This is a genomic window from Paraburkholderia sp. ZP32-5, from assembly GCF_021390495.1.
Classification (GTDB): domain Bacteria; phylum Pseudomonadota; class Gammaproteobacteria; order Burkholderiales; family Burkholderiaceae; genus Paraburkholderia.
On the sequence record NZ_JAJEJP010000001.1, the window covers coordinates 3,435,423 to 3,453,911 of the forward strand.

At 65.3% G+C, this 18,489-nt stretch carries 14 protein-coding genes; 4 read left to right on the forward strand and 10 right to left on the reverse strand.

The annotated features are described in order from the left end of the window. Positions 1 to 66: 66 nt before the first annotated feature. The 3 genes from L0U82_RS14825 to L0U82_RS14835 are packed head-to-tail and all read right to left on the reverse strand — an operon-like array spanning position 67 to position 6,073. Positions 67 to 1,590 carry an efflux transporter outer membrane subunit gene (locus tag L0U82_RS14825; protein ID WP_233831928.1) on the reverse strand — a complete coding sequence of 508 codons (1,524 nt, stop codon included), beginning with the start codon at positions 1,588 to 1,590 and terminating at the stop codon, positions 67 to 69. 1 nt (position 1,591) lies between these two features. Further along, positions 1,592 to 4,825 (reverse strand): efflux RND transporter permease subunit, encoded by a 3,234-nt coding sequence (locus L0U82_RS14830; protein ID WP_233831929.1) that lies wholly within the window; start codon positions 4,823 to 4,825, stop codon positions 1,592 to 1,594. A gap of 18 nt (positions 4,826 to 4,843) precedes the next feature. Next, positions 4,844 to 6,073: an efflux RND transporter periplasmic adaptor subunit gene (locus L0U82_RS14835; RefSeq protein WP_233831930.1), complete on the reverse strand. Its 1,230-nt coding sequence runs from the start codon at positions 6,071 to 6,073 to the stop codon at positions 4,844 to 4,846. A gap of 429 nt (positions 6,074 to 6,502) precedes the next feature. On the opposite strand from L0U82_RS14835, the gene L0U82_RS14840 reads away from it, so the two are divergent. Beyond that, positions 6,503 to 7,144, forward strand: coding sequence for a TetR family transcriptional regulator (locus L0U82_RS14840; protein ID WP_233831931.1), 642 nt, complete (start codon positions 6,503 to 6,505; stop codon positions 7,142 to 7,144). Positions 7,145 to 7,255: 111 nt separating this feature from the next. Here the strand turns inward: L0U82_RS14840 and L0U82_RS14845 are convergent, their stop codons facing one another. After that, positions 7,256 to 7,888 carry an isochorismatase family protein gene (locus tag L0U82_RS14845; protein ID WP_233831933.1) on the reverse strand — a complete coding sequence of 211 codons (633 nt, stop codon included), beginning with the start codon at positions 7,886 to 7,888 and terminating at the stop codon, positions 7,256 to 7,258. Positions 7,889 to 8,061: 173 nt separating this feature from the next. Between L0U82_RS14845 and L0U82_RS14850 the strand changes: the two genes are divergently transcribed. Beyond that, positions 8,062 to 9,057, forward strand: a complete 996-nt coding sequence (locus L0U82_RS14850) for a helix-turn-helix domain-containing protein (RefSeq protein WP_233831934.1) — start codon at positions 8,062 to 8,064, stop codon at positions 9,055 to 9,057. Positions 9,058 to 9,292: 235 nt separating this feature from the next. On the opposite strand, the gene L0U82_RS14855 is transcribed toward L0U82_RS14850, so the two are convergent. The 6 genes from L0U82_RS14855 to L0U82_RS14880 form a co-directional block, all read right to left on the reverse strand. After that, positions 9,293 to 10,042, reverse strand: coding sequence for a CoxG family protein (locus L0U82_RS14855; RefSeq protein ID WP_233831935.1), 750 nt, complete (start codon positions 10,040 to 10,042; stop codon positions 9,293 to 9,295). A gap of 34 nt (positions 10,043 to 10,076) precedes the next feature. Then, positions 10,077 to 10,457, reverse strand: a complete 381-nt coding sequence (locus L0U82_RS14860; RefSeq protein WP_233831936.1) for a DUF427 domain-containing protein — start codon at positions 10,455 to 10,457, stop codon at positions 10,077 to 10,079. Between the two features lie 200 nt (positions 10,458 to 10,657). After that, positions 10,658 to 11,152, reverse strand: a complete 495-nt coding sequence (locus L0U82_RS14865) for a carboxypeptidase regulatory-like domain-containing protein (RefSeq protein WP_233831937.1) — start codon at positions 11,150 to 11,152, stop codon at positions 10,658 to 10,660. Between the two features lie 284 nt (positions 11,153 to 11,436). Then, a complete protein-coding gene (locus tag L0U82_RS14870) occupies positions 11,437 to 12,972 on the reverse strand; it encodes a DegQ family serine endoprotease (protein WP_233831938.1) in 1,536 nt (511 codons plus the stop codon). A 159-nt stretch (positions 12,973 to 13,131) separates the two neighbouring features. After that, complete coding sequence (locus L0U82_RS14875; RefSeq protein WP_233831939.1) at positions 13,132 to 14,430, reverse strand: ATP-binding protein; 1,299 nt, start codon at positions 14,428 to 14,430, stop codon at positions 13,132 to 13,134. 4 nt (positions 14,431 to 14,434) lie between these two features. Continuing rightward, entirely contained in the window at positions 14,435 to 15,097 is a 663-nt protein-coding gene (locus tag L0U82_RS14880; protein WP_233831941.1) for a response regulator, read from the reverse strand. Positions 15,098 to 15,504: 407 nt separating this feature from the next. Between L0U82_RS14880 and dacB the strand changes: the two genes are divergently transcribed. Both dacB and L0U82_RS14890 read left to right on the forward strand, forming a co-directional pair. Continuing rightward, positions 15,505 to 17,154, forward strand: a complete 1,650-nt coding sequence (gene dacB / locus L0U82_RS14885; protein ID WP_233831943.1) for a D-alanyl-D-alanine carboxypeptidase/D-alanyl-D-alanine endopeptidase — start codon at positions 15,505 to 15,507, stop codon at positions 17,152 to 17,154. 222 nt (positions 17,155 to 17,376) lie between these two features. Further along, the gene (locus tag L0U82_RS14890) at positions 17,377 to 18,354 is read left to right on the forward strand and encodes a sterol desaturase family protein (protein ID WP_233831945.1); all 978 of its coding nucleotides are present in this window, start codon (positions 17,377 to 17,379) and stop codon (positions 18,352 to 18,354) included. Positions 18,355 to 18,489: the final 135 nt, after the last annotated feature.

Here is an 18,489-nt window from a genome sequence, read left to right on the forward strand (position 1 = left end):
CCAAGGCAAGCCGCCTCGAACAAGCGCCTCACCCAAGCGCCGCTGCCAGCGCGACGCGCGTCGAGCTTAGCCCGCCGTTGCCGCCGAAGCCGCGACCGGCGCGCTCGCCGCACCGTAGTCGACCGGCGCATCCGCGGGGCGTGGCTGATCGCCGGTGTGCTCGATCCAGCCGCCACCGAGCGACTGGTACAGCGTGACCAGATTCTGCAGCCGCTCCATGCGCGCGGTGACCAGCGCCTGCTGAGCCACGTACAACGCGGTCTGCGCGGTCAGCACCGACAGATAACTGTCGACACCGTTCGTATAACGGAGGGTCGACAGATCCAGTCGGCGCTGCTCAGCCGCGACGTCCCGTTCGAGCGCCGCGATCTGCTCGTCGTACGTGCCGCGCGCGGCCAGCCCGTCCGCCACTTCACGGAAGGCCGTCTGGATCGCCTTTTCATACGTAGCGATCTGCACGTTCTTCTCGATATTGGCGAGATTGAGGTTGGCGATGTTCTGCCCGCCTTCGAAGATCGGCAGCGTGATCGACGGCGCGAAGCTCCAGGCCGCGGAACCGGGCTTGAACAGGCCGCCGAGCGTCGGGCTCAGCGTGCCGGCGCTGCCGGTCAACGTGACCTTCGGGAAGAACGCCGCGCGCGCCGCGCCGATGTTCGCGTTGGCCGCGAGCAGATTTTCCTCGGCCTCCATGATGTCGGGACGGCGCGTCAGCAGGTCGGCCGGCAGACCCGCCGGAATATCCGTGAGCAGGTTCTGGTCGTTCAGCGGCAGGCCGTTCGGCAGATCGGCCGGCAATGACTCGCCGATCAGCAGCACCAGCGCGTTCACAGCCTGGGCCCGCAAACGCGATTGCGTCTGCATATCCGCGCTCGCGGTCTCGACGACCGTTTCCGCCTGGCGCAGATCGAGTTCCGACCCGGTACCGTTGTCGAACTGCAGTTTGGTGATCCGATACGATTCCTGCGCCGTCTTCAGCGTGTTCTGCGTGACCTTCAGCAGATCGTCGAGTTCAAGCACAGTCATGTACTGGTTCGCCACCTGCGAGACCAGCGAGATTTCCGCCGCCTTGCGCGCCTGCGCGGTACCCAGGTAGGTCGCCAACGCCTGATCCTTCAGGCTCTGAACCCGCCCGAAGAAGTCGATTTCCCACGATGCGTTCAGGCCGACCGAATACGTGCTGGAAATCGCCGGGCTGAGCGGCGAGATCCGCAGGTCGGCCGGCGTGCGCTGCCGGCTTCCCGACGCCGCGGCGTCGAGCGTCGGAAAGAGCCCCGCGCGCACGATCCGGTACTGCGCCGCCGACGCCTGCATGTTCAGTACCGACACACGCAGATCGCGGTTGTTCTTCAGCGCGATGCCGATCAGCTCCTGCAAACGCGGATCGACGAAGAACTCGCGCCAGCCGATGTCGACGGCGTTCTGGCCGTTCGCGCTGCGTGCGCCGGGCGCGCCGCCCGGCTGCTGGTCGTACACGCCGCCGCTCGGGAAGGTGGCGGTCGTGGGCTCGGCCGGACGCTCGTAATGCGGCGCCAGCGTGCAACCCGCGGCGAGCAATGCCACCGCCACTGCAATCAGAGAGTGTTTTTGCATCTCAATGTCCATCCTTGCCCGAGTCCTTGCCATCCGACCCGCTGGCCGACCCATCAGCCGCGCCGCCACCTTGCGGATCGTGCGGATGGTGCTGTTCGTAGTGCGCGAGCGCTTCATCCGGGTCTTCCTTCTCGCCGCCGAACTTCGCGCGGATCACGACGAAGAACATCGGGATCATGAAGATCGCGAGGAAGGTCGCCGTCAACATCCCGCCGATCACGCCGGTACCGATCGCGTGCTGGCTTGCCGAGCCCGCGCCGTTACTGATTGCGAGCGGCAGCACGCCGAGAATGAACGCGAGCGACGTCATCAGAATCGGGCGCAACCGCAGACGCGCGGCTTCGAGCGCGGCCTCGATCGGCCCCATGCCCTCACCCTGCTGCAGTTCGCGCGCGAATTCGACGATCAGAATCGCGTTCTTCGCCGACAGACCGACTGTCGTCAACAGACCCACCTGGAAGAACACGTCGTTCTCGAGCCCACGCAGCGTCGCGGCCAGCAGTGCGCCGATCACGCCGAGCGGCACCACCATGATCACCGAGAACGGGATCGACCAGCTTTCATACAGCGCCGCGAGACACAGGAACACGACGAGGATCGAGATGCCGTACAGGATCGGCGCCTGCGAACCCGACTGACGCTCCTGCAGCGACAAACCCGTCCACTCGTAACCGACACCGGCCGGCAACTTCGTGACGAGCTGCTCCATGGCCGCCATTGCCTGACCAGTCGACTTGCCCGGCGCCGCCGCACCCTGGATTTCCACCGACGAGATACCGTTGTAGCGCTCCAGCTTCGGCGAACCATACGTCCACTGGGTGCTCGCGAAAGCCGAGAACGGCACCATCGCGCCCGCGTTGTTGCGCACGAACCAGGCGTTGACATCTTCCGGCTTCATGCGGAACGGCGCGTCGGCTTGCAAGTACACCTTCTTGATCCGACCGTCGGTATCGAGGAAGTTGTTCACGTACTGCGACGCCCACGCGATCGAGAACGTCTGGTCGATCGTCGACAGCGACACGCCGAGCGCGGAAGCCTTCTCGTGGTCGATGCTCACCTTGAACTGCGGCGTATCGTTCAGGCCGTTCGGACGCACCTGCGCGAGCGTCGGGTCCTTCGCGGCGAGACCGAGCAGCATGTTGCGCGCTTCCATCAGCTTTTCATGGCCGACGCCGGCGCGATCCTGCAGCTGGAAGTCGAAACCCGCGGCCGTGCCGAGTTCAGGAATCGACGGCGGGTTGACCGGGAACACCGTCGCGTTCTTGTAGCTGGCGAAGTGCATGTACAGACGGCCCACCAGTGCCTGCACCTTCTGATTGGCGCTCTGACGCTGCGAGTAATCCTTCATCCGCACGAACACGAGACCCGCGTTCTGACCACGGCCGGCGAAGCTGAAGCCGTTCACCGTGAAGGTCGACTCGACGATCTCCTTCTCGTCGTTCAGCAGATAGTCGGACACGTCCTTCAGCGCGCGCGCGGTGGTTTCCTGCGTGGAACCCGACGGCGTTTGCACCAGCACGAACATCGTGCCCTGGTCTTCGTCAGGCAGGAACGACTTCGGCAGTCGCACGAACAGCAGGCCCACCGCGAAGATCACCACCATGTAGATGATGAGCCAGCGGCCCGAGCGCTTGATCACGTGGTGCACGCCGGAGTGATACTTGTCGCGGCTCGTGTTGAACGTACGGTTGAACCAGCCGAAGAAGCCGGTGGCCTTCTCGTGATGCCCCTTCGGAATCGGCTTCAGGATCGTCGCGCACAACGCCGGCGTCAGAATCAACGCGACGAGCACGGACAGCACCATCGCCGCGACGATCGTCAGCGAGAACTGCCGGTAGATCGCGCCCACCGAGCCGCCCGAGAACGCCACCGGCACGAACACCGCCGACAGCACGAGCGCCACGCCGATCAGCGCGCCGGTGATCTGGTCCATTGCCTTGCGGGTCGCTTCGCGAGGCGATAAGCCCTCCTCCTGCATCACCCGCTCGACGTTTTCCACCACCACGATCGCATCGTCCACCAGCAGACCGATTGCGAGCACGAGGCCGAACATCGACAGCACGTTGATCGAGAAACCGACCACGCTCATGATCGCGAACGTACCGAGCAGCACCACCGGCACCGCGATCGTCGGGATCAGCGTCGCGCGCAGGTTCTGCAGGAACAGGTACATGACCAGGAACACCAGCACGATACCTTCGAGCAGCGTCTTGACCACTTCCTCGATCGACAGGCGCACGAACGGCGTCGTGTCGTACGGGTACTGGACCACCAGACCGTGCGGGAAGTACTTCGACAGTTCGGTGATCTTCGCGCGCACCGCCTTCGCGGTGGCGAGCGCGTTCGCGCCGGTGGCGAGCTGGATACCGAAGCCCGCCGTCGGCTGACCGTTGTACTTGGTGTCGAAGTTGTAGTTTTCGCCGCCGAGCTCGATACGCGACACGTCGCGCAGACGCACCTGCGAACCGTCCTGGTTGACCTTCAGCAGGATGTTGCCGAACTGTTCAGGCGTGTTCAGCAGCGTTGCCTGCGTGATCGTGGCCTGCAGCACCTGACCCGGCACCGACGGCGTGCCGCCGAGCGAGCCGCCCGCGACCTGCACGTTCTGCGCCTGCAACGCGGTTTGAACGTCCACCGGCGTGAGCCCGAAGTTGTTCAGCTTGTTCGCGTCGAGCCAGATCCGCATTGCGTACTGCGAGCCGAACAGCGTCACCGTGCCCACGCCGTCGATACGGCTGACCGGATCCTGAATGTTCGACGCCACGTAGTTCGCGAGGTCGTACTTGTTCATGCTGCCGTCGGTCGACACGAACGCCATCACCAGCAGGAAGCTGCTGCTCGACTTCGTGACCTTGGTGCCGAGCTGCTGCACCGCTTGCGGCAGCAGCGGCGTGGCGAGCTGCAGCTTGTTCTGCACCTGCACCTGAGCGATGTCAGGGTTGGTGCCGGCCGCGAACGTCAGCGTGATGGTGGCCGTACCCGAGTCGTCCGACGTGGACGCGAGGTACAGCAGGTGGTCGAGACCGCTCATCTGCTGCTCGATCACCTGCGTGACGGTGTTTTCCACCGTCTTCGCCGAAGCGCCCGGGTACGTTGCGCTGATCTGCACGGCCGGCGGCGCGATGGTCGGGTATTGCGCGATCGGCAGTGTGAACACCGAAGCGATACCCGCGAGCATCAGGATGATGGCGATCACCCATGCAAAAATCGGGCGATCAATAAAGAACTTTGCCATGAGGCGGGCTCCCTGTTATTACGCGCCCGATGCGGCGGAGGCGGGTTGAGCCGTCTGCGTGCCGCTGGCGGCCGGCGCGGGCTGCGCGGCCGCGTCGGAAGCAGGGGTAGCGGGAAGCTGCGCCGGCACGGGCTTGACCTGCTGGCCGGGGCGCGCCTTGTCGACACCCTGGACGATCACGCGGTCACCCGGTTTCAGACCGTCGGAGACCACCCAGTACGAGCCGTACGTGCCCGCGGTGACGAGCTGGCGCAGCGCGACCTTGTTGTCGTTATCGACGACGAGCGCGGTAGGCTGGCCCTTCTGGTCGTGCGTGACGCCGACCTGCGGCACGATGATCGCGTTCTGGTTGACGCCTTCGTCGATCTTCGCGCGCACGAACATGCCCGGCAGCAGCACGTGGTTCGGGTTCTTGAAGATCGCGCGGACCGTGACCGAGCCGGTGCCCTGGTCGACCGTCACGTCGGTGAACTGCAGCTTGCCCTTCTCCGAGTAGACACGGCCGTCTTCCAGCACCAGCGACACCTGCGCCGCGCCCGGACCGGTCGTCTTCAGACGCCCTTCCTGGACTTCGCGCCGCAGCTTCAGGCCGTCGAGGCTCGATTGCGTGAGGTCGACGTAGACCGGATCGAGCTGCTGGACCGTCGACATCAGTGTGGCCGCGCTCTGCTGCACGAAGGCGCCGGGCGTAACCTGCGACACGCCGATCTGGCCGCTCACGGGCGACGTCACGTCGGTGTAGCCGAGGTTGATCTGCGCGGTATCGACCGAGGCCTTGCCGGCGGCGACATCGGCGGCGGCCTGGCCTTCAGCGGCGACCGCGTTGTCGTAGTCCTGCTTGCTGACCGCGTTGGCGGCGACTAGCACCTTGTAGCGATTGGCCTGCGCGGTGGTCGACACGAGATTCGCCTGTGCCTTCGCGAGCGATGCCTTCGCATTGTTCAACGTGGCGATGTAAGGAGCCGGATCGATCTTGTAGAGACGCTGGCCGGCCTTGACCTCGCTACCCTCGGTGAACTCGCGGCGCAGCACGATGCCGTCGACCCGAGCGCGCACTTGCGCGACGAGATAGGCACTGGTACGGCCGGGGAGTTCGGTGACGACGGGCACGGTCGTCGGCTGCAGGGTGATGACGCCAACTTCGGGCGCCTGTGGCGGCGGGGCAGATTGTTTTTGTCCGCATGCCGCCAGCAAGATGGCAGCCGTCGCGGCACTGATTAAGCGGAATGGAACCCGTTCGACGCGCATGGAGCGACCTCTGTCAAAGACTGAGAATGAAAAAGTGCGCGCATCCCTACCCCGGGGACGGCAGCGCACACAGGCGTCTTGCGACGCTCAACCGGAAGCCCATGAATGCAAACCGCGCCTGCAAGGGCACCGTGCTGCGTATGTGCCATACCGGGAAATGCCGCACGGCGCCGCCGTCTGGCGGGCGCAAGGGGCGTTCTGAAAGGCAACAGTGACGGATATTAACCGGTCGTCACGGCTTGGGCTATCCGATCGTGGGATGCTATTATAGATACATTCACGAATGCATGTAAAAGTACATTTAGTTCTCTTGCGGGCGGGGAACTCGCAAGATCACTTTGCAATTCGCTCAAATAGTAGTCAGATTGTCATCGGGCCGACTTAAATTGCGGCCCGGGCTCCCCACAATCCAGGGCAGTTCATACGTATATGGTCAGAAGAACCAAAGAAGAAGCGTTGGAGACGCGTAACAAGATTCTCGACGCAGCCGAACAGGTCTTCTTCGAGAAGGGCGTATCGCGCACGTCGCTGGCCGATATCGCGCAGGCCGCGGGCGTCACGCGCGGCGCAATCTACTGGCACTTCGCGCACAAAAGCGAGCTGTTCACCGAAATGTTCGATCGCGTGCTGCTGCCGCTCGACGAACTGAAAGCCGCGTCACTCGATCCGAACCAGGCCGATCCGCTAGGACGGCTGATCGAAGTCTGCACGGTGTGTCTACGCGACACCGCCAATAACCCGCGCCAGCGCCGCGTGTTCGACATCCTGTTTCTGAAATGCGAACTCGTCGAGGACATGGGTCCGATGATGGAACGCTATCAGACCAATATGCGCGAGGGGCTCGCCAAAATCGAAGGGGGTCTGCGCAACGCGATCTCCAAGGGGCAAATGCCCGAGGATCTCGACACGAAGCTTGCGGCGGCCATGTTGCATGCGTTTGTCGGCGGAGCGCTGCGCGACATGCTGTTTTTGCCCGATGCGACCGATTTCGGCGCGCACGCCGAACAAATGGTCGAGGGAATGTTCGACACGCTGCGGTTGAGCCCGTCGTTGCGCAAACGGGCGACGTAGTAGCGGCGCAAAGCGCACTGGTTTTAAAAAAAGCGGGCGGTTCGATGAACCGCCCGCTTCCGTTCGTGGACCGCTTGCGTGAATCCTTCCGAAGGTCGAAGGCCCCCCCCTCTACACCGCGACCCGCCGCGCCCGCGCCGCCTGATTCGACGCATAGATGTTGCCGCGCTCGAGCGGCGCACCGCCCGTTATCGTTGCGATCCATGCGTCCGTGCTCGCCACCGCGGCAAAGCGCGATTGCAGCACCACGCTGAACACCCGGTGAATCTCCTCCGCGCTCGCGAAGCCGGCGCTGTTTTCGTACGGCACCGAGCCCGTCGCATCGTGCAGGAACTCGACCGCGAGCCCCGCATGCACCGCGTGGAAGATCGTCGACGCATCGCAGTTGTGCGTCATGTAGCCGGTGATGGTCAGCGTATCGATCTGCCGCGCGGCGAGCCAGTCGGCCAGATCGGTGCCGGCAAAAGCGCTCGGCAACGACTTCTCGACGAAGTGGTCATGGGCGCGCGAACTCACGACCGAATGCAGTTCAGCGCCGACGCTGCCGCGCGCGAACAACGGCGACGTGGCTGGCCCGACGTTCTGCACGACCACGACCGGCACGCCGGCCGCGTGCGCCGCATCGATCGCGCGGCCAATATTGGCAAGCGACGTCTGCACGTCCGGAAATTCGATCGGCAGATCGCCGGTTACGTATTCGTTCTGCACGTCGATGACGATCAGCGCACGGCGCGGCGTGGTCATGGCAAGGCTCCTTGTCGGAAAAAGCGATCAATGCCGCATGTGAGTCGTGACGGCCAACCCTCGCAGCGGCGATGACCGCATTGTTGCCGTACCACTGCGCCGCCGACAGCGGCCCGCATGACAACATTCGCTAGAATCGGGCCATCCTCTTTTGAATCGATGAGGCGATGGCCATGGCCAACCCCGCTTCTTTCGGCGACACGCGCGGCGACGTGCCCCGCCATGTCGTCGCCGTGGTCGCGTTCGACCGTATCAGTCCGTTTCATCTGTCGGTGCCGTGCGTGGTGTTCGGCGAAGACCGCCGCGGCGGCGGCCTGCCCGAGTTCGACTTCCGCGTCTGCGCCGCCGAGACGGGCGCACTCTCGACGACCGCCGGCTTTTCGATTTCGGTCACGCACGGGCTCGAAGCGCTCGCCGACGCGCACACGATCATCGTGCCGAGTTGGCGTGATCCCGACGAAGCACCGCCCGCCGCGCTGGTCGGCGCGTTGCGCGCCGCGCACGAACGCGGCGCGCTGCTGGTCGGCCTGTGCCTGGGCGCATTCGTGCTGGCCGCCGCGGGCATCCTCGATGGCCGGCCGGCCTCGACCCACTGGGCCTGGGCAGGCGACTTCGCGCGCCGCTACCCGCGCGTGCGGCTCGACCCCGACGTGCTTTACGTCGACGACGGCAACGTGCTGACCTCGGCCGGCACCGCCGCCGGCCTCGACTGCTGTTTGCACGTGCTGCGCAAGATCGGCGGCACGCAGGCGGCGAACTACGTCGCGCGCAGGCTCGTCGTGTCGCCGCACCGGCAAGGCGGGCAGGCGCAATACGTACAGCAGCCGATGCCGCCGAACACGCGCGGCGACCGCCTGTCCGGGCTGCTCGACTGGGTGAGCGGCAACCTGGCGGTGCCGCATACGCTCGACACGCTCGCCGCGCGTGCGTTGATGAGCCGCCGGACCTTCACGCGACGTTTCCGGCTCGCCACCGGCGCGACGGTCGGCGCGTGGCTGCTCGCGCAGCGGCTTGCGCGCGCGCAGCAGTTGCTCGAAAGCACCGACAAGTCGATCGAAGCGATCGCGGCAAGCGCCGGGTTCGGGTCGGCGGCCTCATTGCGGCAGCATTTCGGCGAGGCATTTCGCACGTCGCCGTCCGCGTGGCGGCGGGGCTTTCGGGGCGATTAGCGGATGCGGCGGACTGCGGCACGGCATTCGCAATATCGAAACGGCGAGGGGTGGGAAGTGGAAAGCGCGAAAGAACCACGAGCGCGTCTGACTACCGATCGGAGCAAAACGCGCGTTGCCGACTTAAAGCCGTCACGGCGAAATCACCGCTGTTTCGTAGTGTCCCACCGGAATTTCGTAGTCGCGCCGACACGACAACCGCTGTCGCGACCAGCCTGGCGCACCGCTCGCGAACTCATTGCTCGCTGATCCAGCGCACCGCATACAGCAGCAGCGCGACCAGAAAAATCATCCCGGCCCACGCCCAATACGGCACGACATGCTGGCTGGGCTCCTGCTGCGACACGCCATGCGACCAGCTGTGCGATGCGCTCGCCGCCCGTCCCGTCAACGCACTAGCGTGGTCGACGCGGCTACGCCGCGCCATGCCACCCAGCGTGATCGGCCGCAAAAACACGTGCTGCCGGCGCGGCGCGGAACCACTCGCGCGGTTCGGCCCTTTGCCGTGCTTGGCGCGCACCACGGCACCGAATTCGGTGAAAAAATCGTCGGCAAGTTGATGCAGCGCATTTTCAAGCTGACGAGTCGGCAACTCGGCGAGCGGTCCGGACGACGTCGCCCAGATCGTGTAATCGATGCGCGTGCCGCGCTCCCGGCCGGTGTTATACGCGCCCTCGTCCGCGCGCAAACGCACTTCGATCTGCCCCCGGAGCGCGCCGATACCCTCCGCGCGTGCCTTGAAGTTGATGGTGCGGCGCTGCGCGTCCGCCGGACCGGAATCCTGACCCGCCACGTGGGCACGCGCTTCGTAATGCGCGCGCAACGGACCGAGCGGCACCGTCATGGTCAGCGCGTATTCGCCGTGCGCCAGGCGCGTGAACGACTCGCAGTTGTCGAGGCTGGCACGCAACAGCGCGAGATCCTGCAACGCGTCCCATACATCGGACGGCGCAAGCGGAATCCGTAACGCGTTGTTCAGTTCCATGACAACCTCTCCGGGAAACGCGCCGACAGCGGGATCAGGACGTCTGATCGATGCGGTCGACGCGCGATGTGTAAAACGCGAGATAGCCCTTTATTTGCCTGACCTGGTCGAACGGCTCTTCATAGGTCCACACCGCATTCTCGACCAGGCCGTCCTCGGTGCGCAGGTGGAAGTACGACGCGTCGCCCTTGAACGGACAGTGGGATGTATGCGCCGAACGTTCGAGGCGCGCCATGTTTACATGCTCGCGCGGGAAATAGAACACATCCGGCAAGCCGGTTTCGGAGAGCGTCAGCGCAGCCTGGGTGTCGGCCATCGTCACGCCGCCGTGAATCACGCGCACCCGATGGCCGTTGTCGTGAATCACGATGGTATGGCCACCGGACCTTCCCGCGGATGTCGACGCATCGCTCATATCCAGGCTCCTGATGTGTTGGCGTCGTGGCGCAAGTTATTGCCGCCTGAACGGCAAAGCCACGGGACGCGCCCGTGGCTTCATTATCGACGAAACTCCGGCCGATTGCGCGAGCTTCCTGCATCGCGCGGGGCGCCGCCACGTCAGCGTCCGAAGCGGTCCCTCCTCCGGTCAGACGCGGCGCCGAGCGAATCGCCCGCCTACTTCATGTTCCAGATGAACGCGGATTTGATGTGGCCTTGCGCCGATACCGTCACCGCGCGGGTCTGTTCGTTGTCGTTGTACTTCGCGTGCACCGTGTAGCGGCCGGGGTGCAGCCGGACCAGCATGTACGGTCCGCGCGAGGTCGTGCTCAGTACCTCGGTGTTGTGCGCATCGACGATACTGACATGGACATCGGCGAGAAACTCGCCCTTGGGCCCGGTGAAGCGCAGCGTCAGCGGCCACTGGCTCTGCGCCGCCTGCAAAGCCCGCGATTCGTCGAGACCAACGCCGCCGGATACGTACGACACGTCGCCCTGCTGCTGGATCTGCGGCAGACCGCCGCCGTTGGTGTTGCCCGCGCTGGTGCTGTCGGTGGTCGACCCGCCGGTCACGCCTGCCTGCTGCGCGTACGCACCGCCCGCCAGTCCGAGCGTGAGCGCCGCGCAGAGCGCGGCGGCTACGGTCCTGTGCTGTTTGCGTTGGGTTTTCATCGGTTCGCTCCTTGTTAAAGTCCTCTGCCGGAAGCCCTCGCCGGGCCCGAATCAAGGACGATGCAACCTGCGTGCCAACCGTCCGGTTGCGTCGACGGAAAAAGCGCTGCCGTCGCGGCACAGCGGGGCGCGGCGAGCTTCCAGCCGATTCGCCACGCGCCAGCGAGCGCGTTCGGACAGACGAAAAAAAACCGGTCCTTGCAGTAAATGCAAAGGACCGGAAATCGCTACTACAGCTCTGCTCGAGGTTGGGCGGGACATGATCGAGCCGCCCGGCTTATCGGTCAGCCCAAATCGACGGGCACGAAGATCTGCGCGTTGTCGCGCTGGATCAGCAGCGCGATGCTATTGCCCGCGCCCGAAATCATCTGCTTCAACTGATCGATGCTCGTGACCGGCCGGCCGTTGACCGCGAGAATCACGTCGCCCGGCTGGATGCCGGCGCTCGCCGCCGCACCGCCCGCCTGCTGCACCAGTAGACCATGCGACACCGACGCGCTGCTCTTCTCTTCCGGCGTGAGCGGACGCACCGCGACGCCGAGACGGCCTTGCAGCTGGGTCTGCTGCTCGGCCTTGCCCGCCGACGCGAGCTTCGCGTCCGAGAACGAACCGATCGTCACCTTCACGTCCTTGCTGGCCTTGTCGCGCCACACCTTCAGCGTTGCCGAGCTGCCTGGCGCGAGGCCCGCGATCTTGGCCGGCAGATCCGACGAGTCGCTGACTTCGTCGCCGTTCACCGACAGGATCACGTCGCCCGGCTGCAGGCCAGCCTTGGCTGCCGGACCGCCGGCGTCGACCGAGCTGACCAGCGCGCCTTGCGGCTTCTGCATGCCGAACGAGTCGGCGAGCGTCTGGTTCAGGCCCTGCACCGCGACGCCGAGACGGCCGCGGCTCACGTGACCGGTCTTGACCAGATCGTCCTTGACCTTGATTGCCTCATTGATCGGAATCGCGAACGACAGGCCCTGGAAGCCGCCGGTCTGCGAGTAGATCATCGAGTTGATGCCGATCACTTCGCCTTGCAGGTTGAAGAGCGGACCGCCCGAGTTACCCGGATTCACCGGCACGTCGGTCTGGATGAACGGCGTGTAGTTTTCATGCGGCAGCGAGCGCGATTTCGCGCTGATGATGCCGGAGGTCACGGTGTTGTCGAAGCCGTACGGCGACCCGATCGCGACCACCCACTGACCGACCTTGCTCTGACGCGGATCGCCGATCTTCACGGTCGGCAGATTGCTCGCGTCGATCTTGAGCACGGCGACGTCGGACTGCTTGTCGGCGCCGACCACCTTCGCCTTGAACTCGCGCTTGTCGGTGAGCTTGACGGTGACGACGTTCGCGCCGTCGACGACGTGCGCGTTGGTCAGGATATAGCCGTCATTGCTGATGATGAAACCGGAGCCCAGGCTTGCGCTCGGCTGATCGGGCGCTTCGCCGCCTTCGCCGCCACCGCCTTGCATGCCCGGCACGCCGCCGAAGAAGTGCTTGTAGAACTGGAAGAACGGATCGTTCGGATCGATCGGCAACTGGTTGCCATTGAGGCTGCCGCCATTGCCGCCGTTGCCACGCAGCGCGGTCTGCTTGACCACGTGCTTCGCGCTGATATTGACGACGGCCGGGCCGTAGGTTTCGACGAGGCCTGAGAAATCGGGGATGCCAGTCTTGGCGGCGGCTTCCGCGGGCATCATCGCCGCCGCGGCTTGCGCGGGCGAGATGATCTGCGGTGCGGGCACGTCGCGATGACCCGCCACGTAGCCGGCGGAAAGCGCCACGGCGACAGCTACAGCAACAGCGCTGCGGGACAAGGTTTTCGCGTTCATCATGAGCTCCTGACTGGAGAAAAGTAACTTTGAATGTCGAGGAGCCTACGGGGCCTCGCTTAAAGGAGTCTTAAGCAGCGCCAGATCCCGGAAACCTTGCCGGCCGGGCCTCTCAGGGCTGAGAGCGCGGTCTTTTTCGAGGCGCCGGAAACGGCGTCCTCAGAAGCGCACGGTGACCTGCAAGCCGCCCGCGGGCGATTCGTCGAGCGACACCTGCGCATGATGTTGCGTGGCGATCCGGCGCACGATCGCGAGACCAAGGCCGCTGCCCGCCACGTCGGTGCGCGCGCGATTCGCGCCGGCGCCCACGCGATAGAAGCGGTCGAACACGCGCTCGCGCTCGGCCGGGTCGATGCCCGGCCCGCTATCGGCGATCCGCACGACTGGCCGTCCGTTCTCGATGCGCAGGCTGACGTCGACGCGCCCGCCATGCGGCGTGTACTTGGTCGCGTTGTCGACGAGGTTGTTGAACATCACGCGCAGCGCCTCGGCGTTGCCGGTGACGGTGGCGGCCTCGCTTGCCTCGATGCCGAGATCGACGCCGCGATTCATCGCAAGCGGCGCGTAGGTCGCGACACACTCCTGCAGCAGTTCACGCAGATCGAGCGTGCCGCTCACCGCGCCGCCGTCCGGCTCGGCGCGCGCGAGCGCGAGCAGTTGCTCGGCAAGACGCGTCGCGCGGGTGACGCCGGTCTGCAGATCGGCGAGCGCTTCGCTGCGCGCTTTGTCGTCCTTCGCGCGCGCGACGAGCTGCGCCTGAATCTGCACCGCGGCGAGCGGCGTACGCAATTCGTGCGCGGCATCGGCGACAAACGCCTTCTGGATATCGAGTGCCGTGGCGAGCCGGTCGAGCAGGCCGTTCAACGCGCGCACGAGCGGTTGCACTTCGAGCGGCAAGCGTTTGTCCGGCAGCGGATCGAGCGCCTCGGGATGACGCGTGTCGAGCGCGCTCGCCACGCGCCGCAATGGCCGCAGCCCGCGTCCGACGATCACCCACACCGCGAGACCAAGCAGCGGCAACAGCACGATCAGCGGCCACAACGTGCGCAATGCGACGTTCGCCGCGAGCCGGTTGCGCACCGACAGCGGCTGCGCGAGCTGCACGACGTTATCGCCGACGATCGCACCATACACACGCCATTCGCCGCGCTCGGTTCGCTCCGTCGAAAAGCCCAGCTCGGCGCGCGGCGCGAGCGGCGCGCGCGGCCGCGAGTAGTACATCAGCATGCCGTTGCGATTCCAGATCTGCAGTACGATGCCTTCGTCGCCGGTATCGCGCCCGAGCACCTGCGAGAACGGCTCGGCCGGCAGTGCCGCGGCGATCTGCTCCAGTTGGTAATCGAACAGTTCGTTGGCTTCGGCGAGCGCCTGCCGGTAAATCAGCCATCCCGCGATACCGACGCCGAGCAGCACGAGCGCGAGCAGCCAGAACAACAACTGACGGCGAATCGAGCGCATCGGCTCAGGCGTCCTTCGCGATCATGTAACCCAGGCCGCGCACGTTGCGAATCAGCTCGGCGCCGAGCTTTTTGCGCAGCGCATGGATGTAGACCTCGACCGTATTGCTGCCGATCTCCTCGCCCCAGCCGTACATCTTTTCTTCGAGCTGGCTTTTCGACAGCACCGCGCCCGGCCGCGCGAGCAGCGCTTCGAGCAGCGCGAATTCACGCGCGGACAACGCGACCGGCGCGCCGTCGAGCGTGACCTGGTGCGACGCAGGATCGAGGGTCACGTTGCCATGCCGGATCGTCGAATCGCTGCGGCCGGACTGGCGCCGGATCAGTGCGCGCATGCGCGCGCCGAGTTCGTCGAGATCGAAAGGTTTGACAAGGTAATCGTCAGCGCCGGCATCGAGGCCCTTCACGCGATCGGCCACCGCATCGCGCGCGGTGACGATCAGCACCGGCAGCGCGTGGCCGCGCGCACGCAACGTACGCAGCACTTCGAGGCCGTCGCGCTTGGGCAGACCGAGGTCGAGCAGCGCGAGGTCGTAAGGCTGGGAGGCGGCCGCGCGCAACGCCGCTTCGCCGTCTTCGACCCAGTCGACGGCAAAACCTTCGCCGCGCAGCGCCTTGCGCACGCCTTCGGCGATCATCCGGTCATCTTCGACTAGCAGGATGCGCATGGTTGTCCGTTCCGAAACGTTTGGTGATGCCGCATTCTAGCGCCCGCCTCCGGGACTGCGCGCCGCACTGCGCTTTTTTCAACGCAGCCCCGTGGCATGTCACTACAATGGGCGCTTTGCGTCGCGCGGCGGCCGTCCGGTCCGCGTGGCGCCGGCGCATGCCGGATGCGTCGAACGGTTGGGGATTTGTAGGGTTCGCTCGCGAACCTCGTCTTCGAGCGCACGTCACGCGACGACACGCGGCGCTCGGGCACGCGGGCGATAGCGCGACGCGATGCACTGGCGTCAAGCAGCCCGGATTACCGACCGCTAACGCATCCCGCGCGTGCCGCATACGCTGAAATTTTGCTCGCCCGTTTGCTTCTTTGCCGGTTCAGTTCTTTGCCCGTTTTCGTTTTCGCCCGTTCATGACGCACGCTTTCCTGTCTTTCGCCGCTCGCCGCATGGCGTCGTGGCCGCTCCGCTCTCCCGCTGCCGCAGCATCCATGCCGAGCCGGCTCGCGCCGCGTACCGCCGCGATCTGGCTGCTGGCCGCCGCGCTCGGCGCGGGCGCGCTGCTGCCACAGCCGGCGCAGGCGCGCGTCAAGGCGACCCATCCGAGCGTCAGCGTCACGACGGTGCTGCCGCCATCGGTGATGCTCGGTTTGCAGCGCGCGCACGTGCCGCTATCGTCGATCAGCGTGGTGGTCGAGAAAGTCGGCGATCGCACGCCGATCCTCGCGCTGAACGCCGGCAAACCGATGATGCCGGCCTCGACGATGAAGCTCGTCACCACTTATTCCGGCCTGTCGATTCTCGGCCCTGACTATCGCTGGCGCACGAGCGCCTACGCGGACGGCACGCTCGACGCAAGCGGCGTGCTGCACGGCAACCTGTACATCCAGGGCACGGGCGATCCGAAGCTCGTGCCGGAAGAGCTAATCGATCTGGTGCAAAAGATTCACAAGGCCGGCATCAACGGTATCGACGGCGCTCTGGTGCTCGACAAGCGCTACTTCGATCCGTCGACGCGCGATCTCCCCGCCTTCGACGACGACGTCACCGCGCCCTACAACGTCGGGCCCGATCCGCTGCTCTATGCGTTCAAGTCGCTGTCATTCACGCTGACGCCGTCACCGGACGGCACGGTCGCCATCGACGTGCTGCCCGCGCTCGCGCAACTGCGCATCGACAACCAGCTGCGCGCGACCAACGGCCCCTGCCGCGGAGACGCAGCCGCGCTGACTCCGAGCGTCACACCGCAACCGGACGGCACCGTCGTCGCGTCGTTCAGCGGCAATTTCTCGATGCGCTGCGAGCCGCGCACGATCAACGTCGCGGTGCTCGATCATTCGGCGTTCTTCGCCGGTGGTTTCCTCGCGCTATGGCAGCAAACCGGGGGCACCTTTCACGGCGCGACGCGCGACGGCGCGGTGCCGGTCGGTGCGAAACTGGTCGCGACGCACGAAGGGCCGATGCTGTCCGACATCGTTCGCGACATCAACAAGTTCAGCAACAACACGATGGCGCGCAATCTGTTCCTGACGATCGGCGCGGTCGAGGAAAGGGCGCCCGCGACACCGGCCAAGGCCGCCAGCGCGATCGAGGACTTCCTGCGCCGCGACGCGCTGAACACCGAGTATCTGACGCTCGAGAACGGCTCGGGCCTGTCGCGCGACGAGCACATCACCGCGCTTGCGCTGGCCGATCTTCTGCAGCGCGCGAACGCGAGCCCGGTCGCGCAGGTGTTCGTCGAATCGCTGCCGATCGCCGGCGTCGACGGCACGATGCGCAACCGCCTGATCAACCAGGGCGCGGGCGGCAATGCGCACATCAAGACCGGTACGTTGCGCGACGTGCGCGCGATCGCCGGCTACGTGGCGTCGGCCGACGGCAACAGCTATATCGTGGTCAGCCTGATCAACGATCCGCATTCCGAAGCAGCACGCGCCGCGCACGACGCGCTGCTCGAATGGGTGTACGACGGTCCGTCGCAAGGCTTTACGAAAGTCTCGGAGCGGATCGAGGAGCCCCGCGCGACGCCCAGGAAAAACCCGCGCAAGCGCGCCGGCCCCTGAGGATTTCTTCTAGCGAAGCCGCGCGCGGCAACGTCCTAACCGTGTACGCTGTCGAGCAACGTGCGGCGCGTGACACACGCGAGCAACAGACTTGCGATAAGCGCCCGGGCCGCACCGGCAGCGCGTGCCGTGCGGCTATCCAGACCGCGCGGCTCACACGAACGATAACGACACCGCCTGCCGCGCATCACGCGGCGGTCAGGGACCAGCAACGGAGACACGATGCAATTCGATGCCGAATTGCTGCTGCTCGCCATGGCGCCCGTCTTTCTCGCCTGCATCGGCTGGGAGGCGTGGCACGTGCGACGCACGCGCCCCGACGCACGGCTCTATAGCTGGCGCGACACGCTGTGCAATGCCGCGCTCGCGCTGATGCAGCAGGCCGCCGACAAGCTCGCGTGGCTCGCGATCATCCCTGTCTACGCTTTTTTCTACACGCATTACCGCATCCATACATGGCAGCCCGGCTGGCTGTCGTTCGTCGTGCTGTTCATCGCGCAGGACCTGCTCTATTACGTGTTTCACCGCTGTAGTCACCGCGTGCGCTGGCTGTGGGCCGCGCACGTCGTGCATCACTCGTCGGAGCGGATGAATTTTTCGACCGCGTTCCGTCAGAGCCTGATGTATCCGGTCGCCGGCATGTGGGTGTTCTGGATTCCGCTCGCGATACTCGGCTTCGCGCCACAGCAGATCGTCGCGATCGTGCTGATCAATCTCGGCTTCCAGTTCTTCGTGCACACGCAGATGATCGGCAAGCTCGGCTGGCTCGAATACGTGTTCAACACGCCGTCGATCCATCGCGTGCATCACGCGCGCAACGATCGCTACATCGATCGCAACTACGCCGGCGTATTGGTGATCTGGGATCGCCTGTTCGGCAGCTACGTCGATGAAGATCCGCGCGAGGCGCCGGTCTACGGCATCGTCGAGCCGCTTCATACGTACAACCCGTTGAAGGCGACGTTTCACGAATGGAAGTCGATGGCCGCGGATTTTTCGAGCGCGCGCGGCTGGCACGACAAATGGCGCGCGTTGTTCGCACCGCCCGCATGGGCCACCGCTTATCACGCGCGGCGCATCGGGTTGGCAGCAGGGTTGCAGGCAGGATTTGAAACGCGCTTGCACGCGCCGACGCACGCGCTTTCTGGTTTGGAGTCAGGCAGCAGGTTTGGGCAACGCGATCAGTCGGGCAACCGGTAAGCAGTCAGGCTCGAGCGCAAATCATACGGCTGCGTTTCACCCGCCACGCAGGCCGTAGAAGATTCTGTAAGCTGTCGTCACGCCGCCGACGCGGTGGGCGCCGCCTGCAACACATGGCACAAGGGCCACACATAA